The sequence below is a fragment of the Kitasatospora sp. NPDC017646 genome (assembly GCF_044329365.1).
GTDB lineage: Bacteria > Actinomycetota > Actinomycetes > Streptomycetales > Streptomycetaceae > Kitasatospora.
The window spans coordinates 319,654-334,843 of record NZ_JBIRJC010000002.1; the positions used below are offsets into that span (position 1 = coordinate 319,654).

General features: G+C 75.3%; 15 protein-coding genes and 1 other RNA gene. 8 read left to right on the top strand and 8 right to left on the bottom strand.

Translation table 11 applies throughout. From position 1 onward, the window contains the following. Positions 1-78: 78 nt before the first annotated feature. The 3 genes from ACH4J0_RS04540 to ACH4J0_RS04550 form a co-directional block, all read right to left on the bottom strand. Complete coding sequence (locus ACH4J0_RS04540; protein WP_396236199.1) at positions 79-1,059, bottom strand: N-acetylmuramoyl-L-alanine amidase; 981 nt, start codon at positions 1,057-1,059, stop codon at positions 79-81. A gap of 7 nt (positions 1,060-1,066) precedes the next feature. Beyond that, positions 1,067-2,323, bottom strand: coding sequence for a hypothetical protein (locus tag ACH4J0_RS04545; protein ID WP_396236200.1), 1,257 nt, complete (start codon positions 2,321-2,323; stop codon positions 1,067-1,069). Between the two features lie 193 nt (positions 2,324-2,516). After that, positions 2,517-3,170 carry a class I SAM-dependent methyltransferase gene (locus ACH4J0_RS04550; RefSeq protein ID WP_396236201.1) on the bottom strand — a complete coding sequence of 218 codons (654 nt, stop codon included), beginning with the start codon at positions 3,168-3,170 and terminating at the stop codon, positions 2,517-2,519. Between the two features lie 176 nt (positions 3,171-3,346). On the opposite strand from ACH4J0_RS04550, the gene ACH4J0_RS04555 reads away from it, so the two are divergent. Further along, positions 3,347-4,429 (top strand): alcohol dehydrogenase catalytic domain-containing protein, encoded by a 1,083-nt coding sequence (locus tag ACH4J0_RS04555; protein WP_396236202.1) that lies wholly within the window; start codon positions 3,347-3,349, stop codon positions 4,427-4,429. Positions 4,430-4,513: 84 nt separating this feature from the next. Here ACH4J0_RS04555 and ACH4J0_RS04560 read toward each other — a convergent pair whose 3' ends face one another. Next, positions 4,514-4,687: a hypothetical protein gene (locus tag ACH4J0_RS04560; RefSeq protein ID WP_396236203.1), complete on the bottom strand. Its 174-nt coding sequence runs from the start codon at positions 4,685-4,687 to the stop codon at positions 4,514-4,516. A gap of 201 nt (positions 4,688-4,888) precedes the next feature. After that, on the bottom strand, positions 4,889-6,922 hold the full coding sequence (locus ACH4J0_RS04565; RefSeq protein WP_396236204.1) for an alpha/beta hydrolase family protein: 2,034 nt from the start codon (positions 6,920-6,922) through the stop codon (positions 4,889-4,891). A gap of 396 nt (positions 6,923-7,318) precedes the next feature. Here ACH4J0_RS04565 and ACH4J0_RS04570 point away from each other — a divergent pair, with 396 nt between their 5' ends. Genes ACH4J0_RS04570 through ACH4J0_RS04580 form a run of 3 tightly spaced genes read left to right on the top strand, consistent with a single transcriptional unit; the run spans position 7,319 to position 10,117 of the window. After that, positions 7,319-8,155: a Nif3-like dinuclear metal center hexameric protein gene (locus tag ACH4J0_RS04570; protein WP_396236205.1), complete on the top strand. Its 837-nt coding sequence runs from the start codon at positions 7,319-7,321 to the stop codon at positions 8,153-8,155. Between the two features lie 23 nt (positions 8,156-8,178). Then, positions 8,179-8,922: a zinc ribbon domain-containing protein gene (locus tag ACH4J0_RS04575; protein WP_396236206.1), complete on the top strand. Its 744-nt coding sequence runs from the start codon at positions 8,179-8,181 to the stop codon at positions 8,920-8,922. Positions 8,923-8,926: 4 nt separating this feature from the next. Further along, positions 8,927-10,117 carry a bifunctional RNase H/acid phosphatase gene (locus ACH4J0_RS04580; RefSeq protein ID WP_396236207.1) on the top strand — a complete coding sequence of 397 codons (1,191 nt, stop codon included), beginning with the start codon at positions 8,927-8,929 and terminating at the stop codon, positions 10,115-10,117. 16 nt (positions 10,118-10,133) lie between these two features. Here the strand turns inward: ACH4J0_RS04580 and yaaA are convergent, their stop codons facing one another. Next, positions 10,134-10,919 carry a peroxide stress protein YaaA gene (gene yaaA, locus ACH4J0_RS04585; protein ID WP_396236208.1) on the bottom strand — a complete coding sequence of 262 codons (786 nt, stop codon included), beginning with the start codon at positions 10,917-10,919 and terminating at the stop codon, positions 10,134-10,136. A gap of 20 nt (positions 10,920-10,939) precedes the next feature. Between yaaA and ACH4J0_RS04590 the strand changes: the two genes are divergently transcribed. The 3 genes from ACH4J0_RS04590 (at position 10,940) to rnpB (ending at position 13,472) form a co-directional block, all read left to right on the top strand. After that, positions 10,940-11,377, top strand: a complete 438-nt coding sequence (locus ACH4J0_RS04590) for a type II toxin-antitoxin system death-on-curing family toxin (protein WP_396236209.1) — start codon at positions 10,940-10,942, stop codon at positions 11,375-11,377. A 175-nt stretch (positions 11,378-11,552) separates the two neighbouring features. Then, positions 11,553-13,061 carry an MFS transporter gene (locus ACH4J0_RS04595; protein WP_396236210.1) on the top strand — a complete coding sequence of 503 codons (1,509 nt, stop codon included), beginning with the start codon at positions 11,553-11,555 and terminating at the stop codon, positions 13,059-13,061. Positions 13,062-13,074: 13 nt separating this feature from the next. Then, positions 13,075-13,472, top strand: an RNA gene (gene rnpB, locus ACH4J0_RS04600) — RNase P RNA component class A. A gap of 78 nt (positions 13,473-13,550) precedes the next feature. Here rnpB and ACH4J0_RS04605 read toward each other — a convergent pair. Both ACH4J0_RS04605 and ACH4J0_RS04610 read right to left on the bottom strand, forming a co-directional pair. Next, a complete protein-coding gene (locus tag ACH4J0_RS04605) occupies positions 13,551-13,808 on the bottom strand; it encodes a Prokaryotic metallothionein (protein ID WP_396236211.1) in 258 nt (85 codons plus the stop codon). Between the two features lie 93 nt (positions 13,809-13,901). Beyond that, entirely contained in the window at positions 13,902-14,300 is a 399-nt protein-coding gene (locus ACH4J0_RS04610) for an ACT domain-containing protein (protein WP_396236212.1), read from the bottom strand. A gap of 169 nt (positions 14,301-14,469) precedes the next feature. Here ACH4J0_RS04610 and ACH4J0_RS04615 point away from each other — a divergent pair, with 169 nt between their 5' ends. Continuing rightward, entirely contained in the window at positions 14,470-15,135 is a 666-nt protein-coding gene (locus ACH4J0_RS04615; RefSeq protein ID WP_396236213.1) for a PadR family transcriptional regulator, read from the top strand. Positions 15,136-15,190: the final 55 nt, after the last annotated feature.

Here is a 15,190-nt window from a genome sequence, read left to right on the forward strand (position 1 = left end):
AAGTCGTTGCGAACCGTGCGGGCGTCGCGGTGGGTCGTCCACCGGGCCCACTCGTCCCAACTCCCTTGCCGGGCCCGCTCAGTGCGTGGTCAGGAAGGCGGTCAGCGCGTCGGCGATCCCCTGGGCGGCCTGCTGCCGCCACTGAGGGTCCGTCATCCGTCGGGCGTCCGCGGAGTTGCGCATGTTACCGCACTCGATGAACACCTTGGGAACGGCGGAGAGGTTGAGGCCGCCCAGGTCGGAGCGGGTGTCCAGGCCCTCGTTCGCGATGTAGTCGGCGTACGGCTCGCCGGTCGCGGCGTGGAAGCTGTCGCGCAGCAGCAGGCCGAGGCGGTGGGAGGGTTCGACGATCGCGGAGTTGTCCGCCTTACCGGCGACCACCTTGGCGGGCATGATCACGTGGAAGCCGCTGCCGCTCGCCGGTCCGCCGTCGCCGTGCACCGAGACGGCGACGTCGGCGTGCGCGTCGGCGCCCGCCCGGGCGCGCTCGTCCACGCACGGGCCCCAGGGGCGGTCGCCGTCCTGCACCAGCACCACCTTGGCGCCCCGGGCGGTCAGCAGGGCACGGGCCCGGCGGGAGACGTCCAGGGTGTAGTCGGCCTCGGTGTAGCCGGCGTTGGTCTCGGTGCCGGTGGTGTCGCACTCCTTGTGGCCGTTGCCGACGTCCACCTGGCGGTTGATCTCGGTGGGGTGGGAGAAGTTGCCGGGGTTGTGGCCGGGGTCGAGCACGACGGTGCGGCCGGCGAGGCCGGCGGGCGCGGTCTCGGTGGGCGTGGCCGTCGGCGCGTTGCCGGTCGGTGCGCCGCCGGCCGGCGTGCCGCTGGTCGGCGGTGCCCCCGGGGTGGCCGGCGCCTGGCCGGTGGGCGGTGCGGCGCCGGACTGCGCCGCGGCGCTGGGCGGCGCCGCCGTGGCGGCGGTAGTGGCGGCCGCGGGGTCGGAGTGGTCCAGGGCCCGCCAGCCGAACCAGCCCGCCGTGCAGAGCGGGACGACCGCGGCCACCACGGTGGTGGCGCGCAGCAGGGCGGAACGGCGGGGCGGTCGGGAGATCGGGCCGGTCACGGGTGGTTCAGATCCTGTCCGAAGTGGGCGCGGTGAGGCCGTAAGCGGTCGCGATCGGCTTCCACTTGGTCAGGAAGTCGTTCTTCGCCTGGGTGGCCTGCGGGTTGAGTTCGTCCGCCTTCTTCTTGTCCGCCGTGGTCGGCGCGGTGCCGGAGCAGCCCTGGCCGGCCACCGCGCGGGCCCAGCTCGCGTACGCCTTGTCGATGTCGGAGGACAACTGCCAGGCCGACTTGAGTGAGTTCACCGCGTCCGGGCCGCCCGGCAGGTCCGTGACGCTCAGTTTGGAGAGCTTGGCCAGCAGGCCGTCGCGCTGTCTGGCGCCGCTGTCGAAGACCTGCGCCGCGCTGTCGATGTCGGCCTTGGCGGGGCAACTGGTCACCTTGGCCACCGCGTTGCCGATCTGGGTGCGGGCGTTGCCGCCCTCGGTGAGCAGGCTGTCCAGCGCCTGGGCCTGGGCCTGCGCCTTCGGGCCGGCGGTGCTCGCGGTCGGGGAGGGCGTGTCGGAGGGCGCGGCCGTGGCGCTCGGCGCGGCGTCCGTACCGGTGGGCGCCGGGGCGGGCTGCGGGTTGCCGGAGCCGGTCGCGCCGGCGGCCGGAGGAGCGGGCGCGGCCTGGTCGTCCTTGCCGCCGCTCCCGGTCGCGTACAGCAGGCCGGCGCCGACCGCCACCACCAGCAGCAGCGCGAAGCCGATCAGCAGCGGGGCCTTGCGGTCGGCCGGACGGTCCCGCTCGTCCTCCTCGTCGACCGGCTGGGCGGGGTGGGACTGGCCGCCGTACCCGGGCTGCCCGTACGGGGCCTCCCCGTACGGGCCCTGCTGGTACGGGCCGGCCGTGGGCGGCGGCGGATAGACGTAGCCGGGGCCGGGGAGCTGATCGTCCCGGGAACCGCGGTCCTGCGGGGTCGCGCGGGAGGGGAACGGCGTGGACCCGTACGGTCCCGCCGCGGGCGGGGCGCCCGGGGGCGGCGGGGTGATCCGGGGGAGGGCGGTGGTGGGTGCCCCGGGGCCCGGCTCCGGGGTGGCCGTCGGGGCAGGGGCCGGTGCCGACATGTCCGGCGGCGGGCCGAAGCCCGGGGCGGTGGACAGGTACGGCCGGGCGCCCAGCGGCGGACCCTGGTCGCCGACCGCGCCCGCGGCGGGAGGCGACGGCGGTGCGGCGGGGGCGGACTCGGCGTCCGGGCGCTGCGGATTGCGGACCCAGCCGCCCGCGCCGCCGCGCGCGGTCGGGTCCCAGACCGCCGGAGCGGTGTTGTGCTGGTCCGTCATGTGCCGCTGGCCCCCACCGTCCGCCGATGCTCTGCCTGGTGCTGCCGCCCGTGCCGCAGCTGCCTGGTGCTGCGCGGACACCGTACCTTTCGAGCCCCCGCAGGACAGCCCCGGCACGACGTTAGAGCATCGGGGCGGGGCTGTGGGGGTGATCCCGCGGAGCGGTCGGGGGAGCGGCGGTCCGGCTGCCCGACTACCCGGCGGTGCGGCGCAGGACGCGCAGCGAGCCGGTCACCGAGACCTCCTCGAAGCCCTCGGCCAGCGCCCGCAGGTACACCCGGTACGGGGCCTGGCCCCCGTCCGCCGGGTCCGGGAACACGTCGTGCACCACCAGCAGGCCCTCCGGCGCCAGGTGCGGCGCCCACCCCTCGTAGTCCCCGGTGGCGTGCTCGTCGGTGTGCCCGCCGTCGATGAAGACCAGGCCCAGCGGCCGGCCCCACAGCGCGGCGATCCGCGGGGAGCGGCCGACCAGCGCGATCACGTGGTCCTCCAGCCCGGCGGCGTGCAGGGTGCGGCGGAACCGGGGCAGGGTGTCCATCCGCCCGACCTCCGGGTCCACCAGTGTCGGGTCGTGGTACTCCCAGCCCGGCTGCTGCTCCTCCGAGCCGCGGTGGTGGTCCACGGTCAGCGCGACCGTCCCCGCCTCCCGCGCCGCGGCCGCCAGCAGGACCGCCGAGCGGCCGCAGTAGGTGCCGATCTCCAGCACCGGCAGCCCGGTGCGCCGGGCCGCCGCCACCGCCGCCGCGTACAGCGCGAGGCCCTCGTCCACCGGCATGAACCCGGTGGCCGCCTCGAACGCCGCCAGCACCTCCGGCGCCGGGTGGGCGCCCTCCAGCAGGTCGGACATGCGGTGCTCCTCGGGTTCGGGCGACGGTCGGGACGTGCTCGGACCCTACTGGACGGTAGCGGCGAGCGGCGGTGGCGGGTGGCCCCGGCCGGTTCCGGAACGCGTTCCAGTGGCCGGCGGGCAGCCGTGCCAGAATCGGCCCGACCCTTGACCCGAGGCACACCGGGAGCAGACCCATGCGCGCAGCCGTCCTGCACGAGACCGGCCAGGACCGCCTCGACGTCCGCGGGGACGTCACGGCGATCGGCTTCGGACCGGGCACGGTGCGGGTCCGGATGCGCGCCGCCAGCCTCTGCCACTCCGACCTCTCCGCGATGAGCGGCGTCCTGCCGCAGCCCGCGCCGTTCGTCCCCGGGCACGAGGGCGCCGGGGACGTCGTCGAGGTCGGCGAGGGAGTGACCGGCGTCGCGCCCGGGGACCGGGTGGTGCTCTGCTGGATGGCCCCCTGCGGCCGGTGCGCCCACTGCGCCCGGGGCCGCGGCCACCTGTGCGTCGCCAGCCTGCGGCGGCTCGGCGCGCCCGGTTTCCGGCTCGCCGAGGACGGCACCGAGGCCTCCGGCTTCTACGGCACCGGCGCCTTCGCCGAGGAGGTGGTGGTCGCCGCCGACGCCGTCATCAAGGTGCCCGCCGACCTCCCGTACGAGGCCGCAGCCCTCATCGGCTGCGGAGTGACCACCGGCATCGGCGCCGCCGTCAACACCGCCCGGGTGGAGCCCGGCGCCACGGTCGCGGTGATCGGCGCGGGCGGCGTCGGGGTGGCCACCGTCCAGGGCGCCCGGGTCTGCGGCGCCGCCCGGATCACCGTCGTCGACCCGGTGGCCTCGCGCCGCGAGCGGGCGCTGGCCTTCGGCGCCACCGAGGCGATCGCCCCCGAGGAGCTGAGGGCGGCGGCCAAGGCGCTGCCCGGCGGCGGCTTCGACCACGTCTTCGAGGCGGTCGGCCAGGCGGCCACCGTCCGGGCCGGCTACGACGCGGCCCGGCGCGGCGGCGCGGTCGTCGTGATCGGCGCGGGCGCGCAGGACGACCTCGCGCAGTTCACCATGGGGGAGCTGTTCTTCAACGAGAAGCGGCTGCTGCCCTCGCTGTACGGCGGGGCGCCGGTGGCCCGCACCATCGCACTGGTGGTGGACCTGTGGCGCGCCGGGCGGATCGACCTCGACGGGATGATCACCCACCGGGTGGGGCTGGCGGAGGTGAACCGGGCGATCGAGCAGATGCGCAGCGGCGAGGCGCTGCGGACGGTGGTCTCGCTCGGGTAGCCCCGGATCACCGGGCGCCGGAACGCGCGAGGGCCCGCCGGTCGTCCTCGGCGGGCCCTCGCGGGTGCGGTTCGTTCCCCGGGATCAGCCCCGGGCGCCGGCCGCGCGGTGGCGACCGTGCGGGTCCGTCCCGGGAGTGTCGTCGGACGCGGAGCCACCGCGGTGGCGACCGTGCGACGCGGTGTCCTCGGCCGTCTTCTCGTCGGCGTCGGTCCCGGTCATCGCGGGTCCGGTGGTGTCGGTGAGGGTGTCGGACATGAGAATCGTCTTCCGTGCGGAGGGTGCGGGTCATCGGCGCCCGTCCGGCGCCTGCGGCACGGTCGGGTCCCCGATCGGGCGCTCGGTACGCGCCCACAGCCGGTGATCGCGGCCCGTGCCCCGGCCACCATAACGGCCGGGACTGACGAGATCCTATCGACTTCGTGGGGCGAGTCCCGCCCCGTCCGGGGGCGGGCGGGATCAGCCCGGCCGGCCGGTCCGCAGGAACCCGGCCAGCAGCTCGTGCAGCACGGCGGCGCCCTCCTCGGCGAGCACCTCGTGCCCGGAACCGGCCGCCTCCACGTACCGGAAGTCCGCGCCCTCGACCCGCCCGATCCGCAGCAACTCGTGCCGCAGCGAACGGGACTGGCTCACCGGCACCACCTCGTCCCGGTTGCCGTGCACCACCAGCAACGGCGCGCTCAGCCGGTGCGCCAGCTGGAGCACGTCACGCGGGCCGCGGGCGTCCAGGAGCGGCTCGCCGCCGCCGAGCCGGACGGCCAACGCCCGTACGGAGGGCGCCGCTTCGGCGAGCAGCCGGGCGCCGGACAGGAACGGCGCGACCACCGCGCAGCGGGCGACCTGCTCGGCCGGGGCGTGCGCGGCCGCCAGCAGCGCCAGGAACGCGCCGTAGCTGACCCCGAACAGGGCGGGCGGTTCCAGGCCGAGCGCCGCGCGCTGGCCGGCGATGCCCTCCAGCAGGTACAGCACGTCGTCCAGGTCGGGCCCGCCCCAGGCGCCCCGGATGGACAGCGCGTGCCGCACCCCGTAGCCGGTGGAGCCGCGCTGGTTGGGGGCGACCACCGCCAGTCCCTCGGCGGCCATCCGCTGGAGCGCCGGGTCGAACTCCAGCCGCCACGCGTCCGCCGGCCCGCCGTGCAGTGCCAGCACCAGGTGCGGGCTGCTCAGCCAGGTGTCGCCGCCGTACACCACGGCCTCCAACGGACCGGCTGGGCCGGCTAGTTCGAGACTCTGCGCGGGCTGCCAGCGGCCGCCGTCGCCGGCCGGGGTGCTGCCGTCCAGCCGCCAACCGGCGGGCGCGGTCCGGGCGCCGCGCGGCCCGCCGGACTGCCAGGGCGGCACGGCCTCCCGCCACGGGCCGGGCGACCCCGGTCCCAGCGGCGCGAGTTGGAGCGGCAACGGCATCGGGGCGGAACCGGCCGGCGCCGGTCCGTGCGCCAGCAGGGCGTCCACGTCCAGGGTGGCCAGTGCCGCCGGGTGGTCGGGCGAGGAGTACGGGATCCGCAGCCCGGCCTCGCCCCAGTGCCCGACCGCGCCCAGCCGCCCGGGCGGCACCGGCAGCGGGTCCAGCCGTCCGACGGCGGGCCGCCACAGGGCGAGCGCGGACCCGGCGCCGTGGTCGATCTGCACCGCGACCCGGGGGCCGTCCGCGCCCTGCCGCAGCGCGACCGGCCGCAGGAACATGCCCGCGACGTGCAGGCACTCCGGGAACCGCAGCGGCTCCCCGCCGCCCAGCACGCCCCAGCCCAGCCGGTCGGTGCCGGGCGCGTCGCTGCGCACCATCGCGAAGCCGCTGTCCGGGTCGAACAGCACCAGCCGGTCGTTGCTGTGCTCGCCGATCTCCAGCAGCGGGGTGGCGGTGCCGCTGCGCAGGTCCAGCACCACGCTGCGGACCAGCCCGCCGGCCACCCGGTCCAGCGCGAGCAGCGCGCCCGCGTGGTCCAGCCAGGTGCCACCGCCGTGCAGGCCGGGGACCTCGGCGACCCGTTCGGGCTCGCTGCCGTCCGCCCTGACCAGCCACGCGGTGGTCACCGGGCGGCTGTCCGTGCCGAGAGCGACCGCCACCGGAGTGCGCGGGCCGGCACCGGGCGGCACCGGGAGCGGCAGCAGCCGCAGGCCGGCCAGTCGGAGCGAGGCCACCTGCTGCTCCACGGTGCCGTTCTCCCCGGAGGAGAGGCGGACCAGGTCGTGCCGCTCGCCGTCGTGCCGGCAGACCAGCACCGAGCCGTCGGGCAGCGCGACCAGCTGCGAGCGCAGGTCCTCCGACCGGTTGCCGGGCAGCGGCAGCGCGGACGGTTCGGCCGGTGCACCGTCCGGCGGGAGCCGCCAACCCTCCACGTACCAGCCGCTGTCGGCGGCCGCCGCCAGGCAGGCCGCACGGCTGCCGTCGGCGGCGAAGGCGAAACCCGTCCGGCGCAGTGCCCGGGTGGTGGTGCGGGTGGCCACCTTCACGCCCCGCTCACCCTGATGTGCCACCACATCCCTCTCGTCCATGGCCGGGGCAACTCCCGTTCGCAGGAGTGAAGTTAGTTTCGAGAAAACCGAGGCCTCAACGCAGAGCCGGTCACTTCACCCGTAAGGGTGAGCAGGGGGCGGTTTCGAATTCGTCCGAGGGCATCACTGTGCGCCACGGGCGCCGGGCGTGCGGACGCGCACGGTCCGCGCGGGCCCGTACGAACGCCCCGCCGCAGGTTGACGCCGGGCCGCACCCGGGTTGACGCGCACCCGTACGCCCACGGGACCGGTGTCCGGACGACCACCGCACCGGTGTCCGGACGGCCACCCCGCCGGCGCTCGGACGACCACCCCGCCGGCGCCCGGATGACCACCGAGCCCGTCCCCCGATCGGCCGAGGCCCGACCGCCCCCGCGCGCACGGTAGTCTCGACAGGTGCCGAAACTGTCCGACGTCATCACCGCCCTCGAAGAGGTCTACCCCCCGCAGTGGGCGGAGTCCTGGGACGCCGTCGGCCTGGTCTGCGGGGACCCTCAGGCCGAGGTCGGCCGCGTGCTGTTCGCCGTCGACCCCGTCCAGGCCGTCGTCGACGAGGCCGTGGAGTGGGGCGCCGACCTGGTGGTCACCCACCACCCCCTCTACCTGCGCGGCACCACCAGCGTCGCCGCCACCACCTTCAAGGGCCGGGTGGTGCACATGCTGATCACCAACGGCATCGCGCTGCACGTCGCCCACACCAACGCCGACCACGCCGACCCCGGCGTCTCGGACGCGCTCGCCGAGGCGGTCGGGCTGCGGGTCACCGGCCCGCTGGTGCCGGACCCGACGGACCCGCTGGGCCGTCGCGGCACCGGTCGGATCGGCCTGCTGGAGCCCCCGCTGACGCTGTCCGCCTTCGCCGCGCGGGTCGCCGTGGGCCTGCCCGCCACCGCCGCGGGCGTGCGCGTCTCCGGCGACCCGAACCGGCTGGTGAGCCGGGTGGCGGTGTGCGGCGGCTCCGGCGACAGCTTCTTCGCCGACGTACGGGCGGCCGGCGTGGACGCCTACGTGACCGCCGACCTGCGCCACCACCCGGCCTCCGAGGCCACCGAGGCCGCGCCGGTCGCCCTGGTCGACGCCGCCCACTGGGCCACCGAGTGGCCCTGGCTCGGCCTGGCCGAGCGCGCCCTGCTGGCCGCCGCCGACCAGCGCGGCTGGGCCGTGGAGACCAAGGTCTCCCACCGGGTCACCGACCCGTGGACCGCGCACGCCCCTATGTCCTTCACCGCCTGACCCGATTCACAGGAGCTTTCCCCTTGAACGCCGCGCCCGCCGACCAGATCCGCCTGCTCGACCTCCAGGCCATCGACTCGAAGCTCGACCAGCTGGCCCACCGGCGCCGGGGCCTGCCCGAGCACGCCGAGATCGAGAAGGCCACCGCCGACCACACCGCGCTCAAGGACCTCGTCGTCGCCGCCGAGGCCCAGAAGGGCGACACCGCCCGCGAGCTGACCAAGGCCGAGCAGGACGTCGAGCAGGTCCGGGCCCGCGCCGCCCGCAACCAGCAGCGACTGGACTCCGGCGCGATCACCTCGCCGAAGGACCTGGAGAACCTCCAGCACGAGATCGGCTCGCTCGCCAAGCGCCAGGGCGACCTGGAGGACGTCGTGCTGGAGATCATGGAGCGCCAGGAGAGCGCCAAGTCCCGGGTCGAGGAGCTGAGCGCCCGCCTGGAGCACTCCACCGTGGTCCTCAAGGAGGCCGAGGCCCGCCGCGACGCCGCCTTCGCCGAGATCGACGGCGAGGCCGACAAGGTCAAGCGCGACCGCGAGACCGTCGCCGCCGTCATCCCGGCCGACCTGCTGAAGCTGTACGCCAAGCTGCGCGAGACCCAGGGCGGTGTCGGCGCGGCCCGCCTCTACCAGCGCCGCTGTGAGGGCTGCCGGACCGAGTTCTCGATCACCGAGCTGAACGCCATCAAGGCCGAGCCGGCCGACAAGGTCGTCCGCTGCGAGAACTGCTCGCGGATCCTGGTCCGCACGGCCGACTCGGGCGTCTGACCCGGTGGCGGCGCGCTTCATCGTCGAGGCGGACGGCGGGTCCCGGGGCAACCCGGGGCCGGCCGGCTACGGCGCCGTGGTCCGGGACGGCGACACCGGGCAGCTCGTCGCGGAGGCCGCCGAGTTCATCGGCCACGCCACCAACAACGTGGCGGAGTACCGGGGCCTGATCGCCGGACTCAGGGCGGCCCGCGAGCTCGACCCGGACGCCTCCGTGGACGTCCGGATGGACTCGAAGCTGGTCGTCGAGCAGATGTCCGGGCGCTGGAGGATCAAGCACCCCGACATGCAGCCGCTCGCCGCCGAGGCGCGCGCGGTCTTCCCGCGCGGCCGGGTCACGTACACCTGGATCCCGCGCGAGCGGAACAAGGAGGCCGACCGGCTGGCCAACGAGGCGATGGACGCGGGCCGCGACGGCCGCCAGTGGGAGCCCCGCAGGGCCGCCGAGGCCGTCGAGGCCGCCGAGCCCGTCGACGTCGTCGGCGCCCTCGTGGCCGAGCCGCCCCCGGAGAAGCGCGCCCCCGGCGCCGCCGGCGCCCCCAGGGTCGGCTGGGCCGCCCCCGCCGACCTCGGCACCCCGACGACCTTCGTCCTGCTGCGCCACGGCGAGACCCCGCTCACCCCGGAGAAGCGCTTCTCCGGCAGCGGCGGCACCGACCCGGAGCTGTCCGACAAGGGCCGCTGGCAGGCCGAGCGGGCCGCCGAGGCGCTGGCCGCGCGCGGCAGCGTCCAGGCGGTCGTCGCCTCCCCGATGCGCCGCACCCGGCAGACCGCCGAGATCGTCGCCGCCCGGCTCGGGCTGGAGGTCCGGTACGAGGACGGGCTGCGCGAGGTCGACTTCGGCGCCTGGGAGGGGCTGACCTTCGCCGAGGTGCAGGAGCGCTACCCGGACGACCTGTCGGCCTGGCTCGGCTCCGCCAAGGCCAAGCCGACCGGCAGCGGCGAGAGCTTCACCACCCTCACCCACCGGGCCGGCGCCGCCCGGGACAGGATCCTCGCCCGGTACCCGGGGAAGACGGTGCTGGTGGTCTCGCACGTCAGCCCGATCAAGACGCTGGTCCGGCTCGCCCTCGGCGCGCCGCCGGACTCGATGTACCGGATGGAGCTGTCCGCCGCCTCGCTCTGCGCCGTCCAGTACTACGCCGACGGCAACGCCTCGCTGCGGCTGCTCAACGACGGCTCGCACCTGCGCTGAACCCCCGCCGGCAGGGTCAGTGCACCTCGGTGACCACCACGTCCAGCTGCCACGGCTTGCGGGCCGTGCCCTCCGCGGCCAGCTCGACGTGGTGGCCCAGCGCCAGCAGCGCGTCCATCAGCTCGGCCGGCGTCTTCGGCTCGGCCCCGGCGACCAGCAGGTCCCGGACGATCCGTCCCTTGGTCGCCTTGTTGAAGTGGCTGACCACCGTGCGCTTGCCGTCCCGCTCCTGGAGCACCCGGACGGTCGCGGTGCGGGAGGCCACCTCGCCGGCCGGCCTCCAGGCCGCCGCGTACGCGGAGCTGCGCAGGTCCAGCACCAGGCCGTCCGCCACCTCGGGGAGCACGGAGGCCGTCGCGCTCCGCCAGTACGCGCCGAGCGCCCCCAGCGCCGGGAGCTTCACGCCCATCGAGCAGCGGTAGGACGGGATGTGGTCGGAGATCCGCACGGCGCCCCACAGACCGGAGAACACCAGCAGCGAGCGCTCGGCGCGGTCGTACACGGCGGTGTCCAGGGTGGCCAGGCCCAGGTTGTCGAACAGCACCCCGGTGTACACCTCGGCGGCCGGACGGGCCCCGGCGGTGGGCAGGCCGGCGTTCTTGGCGATCTCCCCGCGCAGGCCGGGAGTGAGGCCGAGCACCTCGGCGGCGGTGTCCTCGTCGCCCCGGCACAGCCTGACCAGCGCGTCCAGCACCGCGCCGCGCGCCGCCGTCAGCCCCGGCAGCGACAGCCGTTCGAGCGCGACCGGCTCGCCGTCCCCGGACGCGGCCTTGCCCTCCGAGGGCGGCAACAGCACCAGCACAGCGGACTCCTCAACACTTCGTGGCGGGCGGACCACGCCACCCTACTGCGACCGCCCCCACCGCCGGAGCGGCCCTCGGAAGGGGACTGAGGCCGGAGGCCCGGTGGCAATTCGGTGGGAATGTCCGGCGTTCCCCACAGAACGTCCGCGACCTCGGTGGCCTGCTCTCGGCGATCGCCCGTCCGCAGGCCAGCCTGTTCGGCTCCGACGCCTACCCCGACCTGTGGTCCAAGGCGGCCGCCCTCGGGCAGAGCCTGTCCCGCAACCACCCGCTCGTGGACCGGAACAAGCGCACCGCCTTCGAGGCGATGCTGCTGTTCCTGGACTACAACGGTGAGCCGTACACCGACCCGCACCCGGACGACGCCGTGGCCTTCGTGCTGCGCCTCGCCACCGGCGGCTACGACGACGCGATCGCCCTCGCCGCCGAGGACCTCAGGGCCCTCCTGGGGCGCTGAGACCGAGGACGGGGCTCCGGCGCGTCCGCCGCGGTCCTCCGTCCGCACTCACCCGGTTCCGCCCTGCGCCGGCCTGCATGCCCCGCCGAGAACCACGCGTCGAGGCCGCCGCCCGGACACCCGGACGGTCCGTCGTTCCACCCCGCCCCCGCCCCGGGGGTGGGAGGATCGGTCCGTGCCCGATCCTCATCCCCCCGCCCCCACCGCCGCCCGCGTCCCCGACACCGGACGGCGCCGCCGTCTGCTCGTCCTCGCGATCTGCTGCCTGAGCCTGTTCATCGTCGGCCTGGACAACACCGTGGTGAACATCGCGCTGCCGGTGATCCAGAAGGACCTGGACGCCCCGGCCTCCGGTCTCCAGTGGATCATCGACGCCTACACCCTGGTGCTGGCCTCGCTGCTGATGCTGTTCGGCTCGGTGGCCGACCGCTTCGGCCGCCGCCGGGTGTTCCAGATCGGGCTGACCTGCTTCGCGCTCGGCTCGCTGCTGTGCAGCCTGGCGCCGAGCCTGGAGTGGCTGGTGGCCTTCCGGGCGCTGCAGGCGGTGGGCGGCTCGATGCTCAACCCGGTGGCGATGTCGATCATCACCAACACCTTCACCGACCCGAAGGAGCGGGCCCGGGCGATCGGCGTCTGGGGCGGCGTGGTCGGCATCTCGATGGCGCTCGGCCCGCTGCTCGGCGGCTTCCTGGTGGACGGAGCGGGCTGGCCTTCGATCTTCCTGATCAACGTCCCGGTGGCCCTGATCGCCATACTGCTGACCGCCCGTTACGTTCCCGAGTCGCGTGCGCCGCGGCCGCGTCGGCTCGACCCGGTGGGGCAGCTGCTGATGATCGTGCTGCTCGGCTGCGGCACCGCCGCGATCATCGAGGGCCCGGGCAACGGCTGGACCTCCCCGCTGATCCTCGCCCTCGCCGCGGCCGCGGTGGCCGCACTGATCGCCTTCCCGCTCTGGGAGCGGCGGGTCGCCGAGCCGCTGGTGGACCCGCGGTTCTTCGCCAGCGCGCCCTTCACCGGAGCCACCGTCACCGCGGTCTGCGCCTTCGCCGGACTCGGCGGCTTCCTCTTCCTCAACACCCTCTACCTCCAGGACGTCCGGCACTACGGCCCGGTCGAGGCCGGTCTGTGGACGCTGCCGATGGCCGGGATGATGCTGGTCTGCGCGCCGCTGTCCGGACGGATCGTCGGCAGCCGGGGGCCGCGCCTGCCGCTGGTGGTGGCCGGGCTCGGCATGGCCGCGAGCGGCCTGCTGCTCACCCGGCTGACCGCGGACTCCCCGGCCGCACTGCTGCTGGTCGCGTACGCGCTGTTCGGGTTCGGCTTCGGCCTGGTCAACGCCCCGATCACCAACGCGGCGGTCTCCGGCATGCCGCGTTCCCAGGCGGGCGTGGCCGCCGCCGTCGCCTCGACCAGCCGCCAGGTCGGCCAGTCCCTGGGGGTCGCGGTGATCGGTACGGTCGTCACCTCGGCCGTGGTCGGTCCGATGGCCACCGGCTTCGCGCCGGCCAGTCACGCCGGCTGGTGGATCCTGGTGGGCCTGGGCGGCGCGGTCCTCGTCCTCGGCCTCCTCACCACCGGTGCCTGGGCCACCGGCACCGCCGCCCGGGTGGCCGCCCGCCTCGGCGCCGAGCCCCCGGTGGCCCGGTCCGGTGTTCGGGAGGTCCCGCCCGAGCGGCTACCATGACCACTACGGCGGAAGAGCCGGCCGGGCGGTCGCGACGGGTCCCTGACCCGCCGAGGAACGTCCGGGCTCCACAGAGCAGGGTGGTGGGTAACGCCCACCCGGGGTGACCCGCGGGACAGTGCCACAGAAAACAGACCGCCCACCGCTCAGGCGCGTGGGTAAGGGTGAAACGGTGGTGTAAGAGACCACCAGCGACCGGGGTGACCCGGCCGGCTAGGTAAACCCCACCTGGAGCAAGGTCAAGATCGGTGCCTCCGGGCGCCGTGCGCGAGTGTTCGAGGGCTGCTCGCCCGAGCTCGCGGGTAGACCGCACGAGGCTGTCGGCAACGGCAGCCCTAGATGGATGGCCGTCTCCCCGGGCCGCGCAAGCAACCCGGGTGACAGAACCCGGCGTACAGGCCGCCTCTTCCGCCCCTGGTCATCCGAAGGCCCTCCGACCCGAGCACGGGTGGGAGGGCCTTCGGACGTTCAGGGGCGTGGCCGGGCGGGTTAGGCCGGGTGGGCGCCGACGGCGTCGCGGATCTGTTCGCCGAGGTCGCTGTTGATGCGGGCGCAGTTGGCGCAGCAGAAGAACATTCCGGCCACCTCGACGCCGTGGCCGACGATGCGGACGTTGCACTGTTCGCAGCGGGGGGCGAGCTTCTCCATCGCGCACTCGAAGCTGTCGAAGGTGTAGGTGTCGCCGGTGACCGTCTTGATCTCGAAGGCGAGCCAGTAGTCGTTGCCGCAGGTGACGCAGGTGGCCATGGCGGCCGTCTCCTTCCGGTGGGGCCGGCCCTGGCGGGGCGGCTCCCTTCCAGTGTCGAAGGGCCGGTCGTCGGCGGCCACCCGGCGGGACCGTCAGGCGGAGCGGGCGGAGAGCTCCTCCAGTGCCCGGACGGCGCGGTCGGCGTCGTCGGCGGCGACGAACAGGTGGTCGTGGTGGAAGCCGGCCACCACGTTGCAGCTGATCCCCTCCTCGGCGAGCCGTCCGGCCACGGCCGCGGTCAGTCCGACGGCCTCCAGCGCGGAGTGGATCCGCAGGGTGATCCAGGCCGCCACGTACTCGTAGCGCAGCCCGAGGGCGTCCGCCTCCTCCTGGGCCACCACCACCGTCACCCCTTCGGGTTCGGCGACGGTCACCACCGGCCGCATCCCGGCGGGCACCCTCGCGGGGAGGGTGCAGTAGACGTACCGCCCCGGGTTGAGCTGCGGGCGCATCCCGCGCAGCAGGGTCGCAAGGTCTCGTTCACCGGCCATGCCCGTCACCGTATCCGCTCGCCCGCCGCCCGTGCCGTCCGGTGGAGCCGTGTCGGAATCCGTTGACGAACAACAGTCGCCGATATATCGTCGAACTATCGAGACAGTGACTCGACTGGCTCGGAGAAGAAAACGGAACCTCAAGGAGGTGGGCGCGGTGCGCTCAGGAATGCGATTTCGGGGAGAGGACCCGCGCGGCGGCGGACGACGCCGCGGGCCGGGCCCGGAGTTCCGGGGGATGCCCGGGGAGGGCTTCGAGGGGCGGCCGGCCTTCGGCGGCTTCGGCCCGCCGTTCGGCGGCGGCGGCCCCGGCCGGCCGATGGGCGGCCCGTTCGGGCACGGCTTCGGCGGGCACGGCGGTCGGCGCGGCGGTCCGCACGGGCGGCGCGGCGGCCGGGCCCGGCGCGGTGACGTCCGGGCCGCGCTGCTGGCACTGCTCAAGGAGCGGCCGATGCACGGCTACGAGATGATCGCCGAGATCACCGAGCGGACCAACGGGGCCTGGCGGCCCAGCCCGGGCTCGATCTACCCCAACCTCCAACTGCTGGAGGAGGAGGGCCTGATCACCGCGGAGGAGGTCGGCGGCAAGCGGCTGGTCTCGCTCACCGAGGCGGGCCGGGCCGCGGCCGAGGCCGGGCCCGCGGAGCCGTGGGCGGAGGCCGGCCGCGAGGTCGACTGGGAGGCCGTCCAGGAGGTCGGCCAGGCGCTGGCCGCGGTCGACCAGGCGGTCCAGCAGGTGATGCGCACGGGCACCGAGGCGCAGCGCGCCAAGGGCCTCGCGGTGCTGACCGAGGCCCGCAAGAAGCTGTACCTCATCCTCGCCGAGGATGACTGACCGGCCTGGGGGCCGCGGGTCCACCGGTGAAGCGGTGGACGGGGCGGTGCGGCCG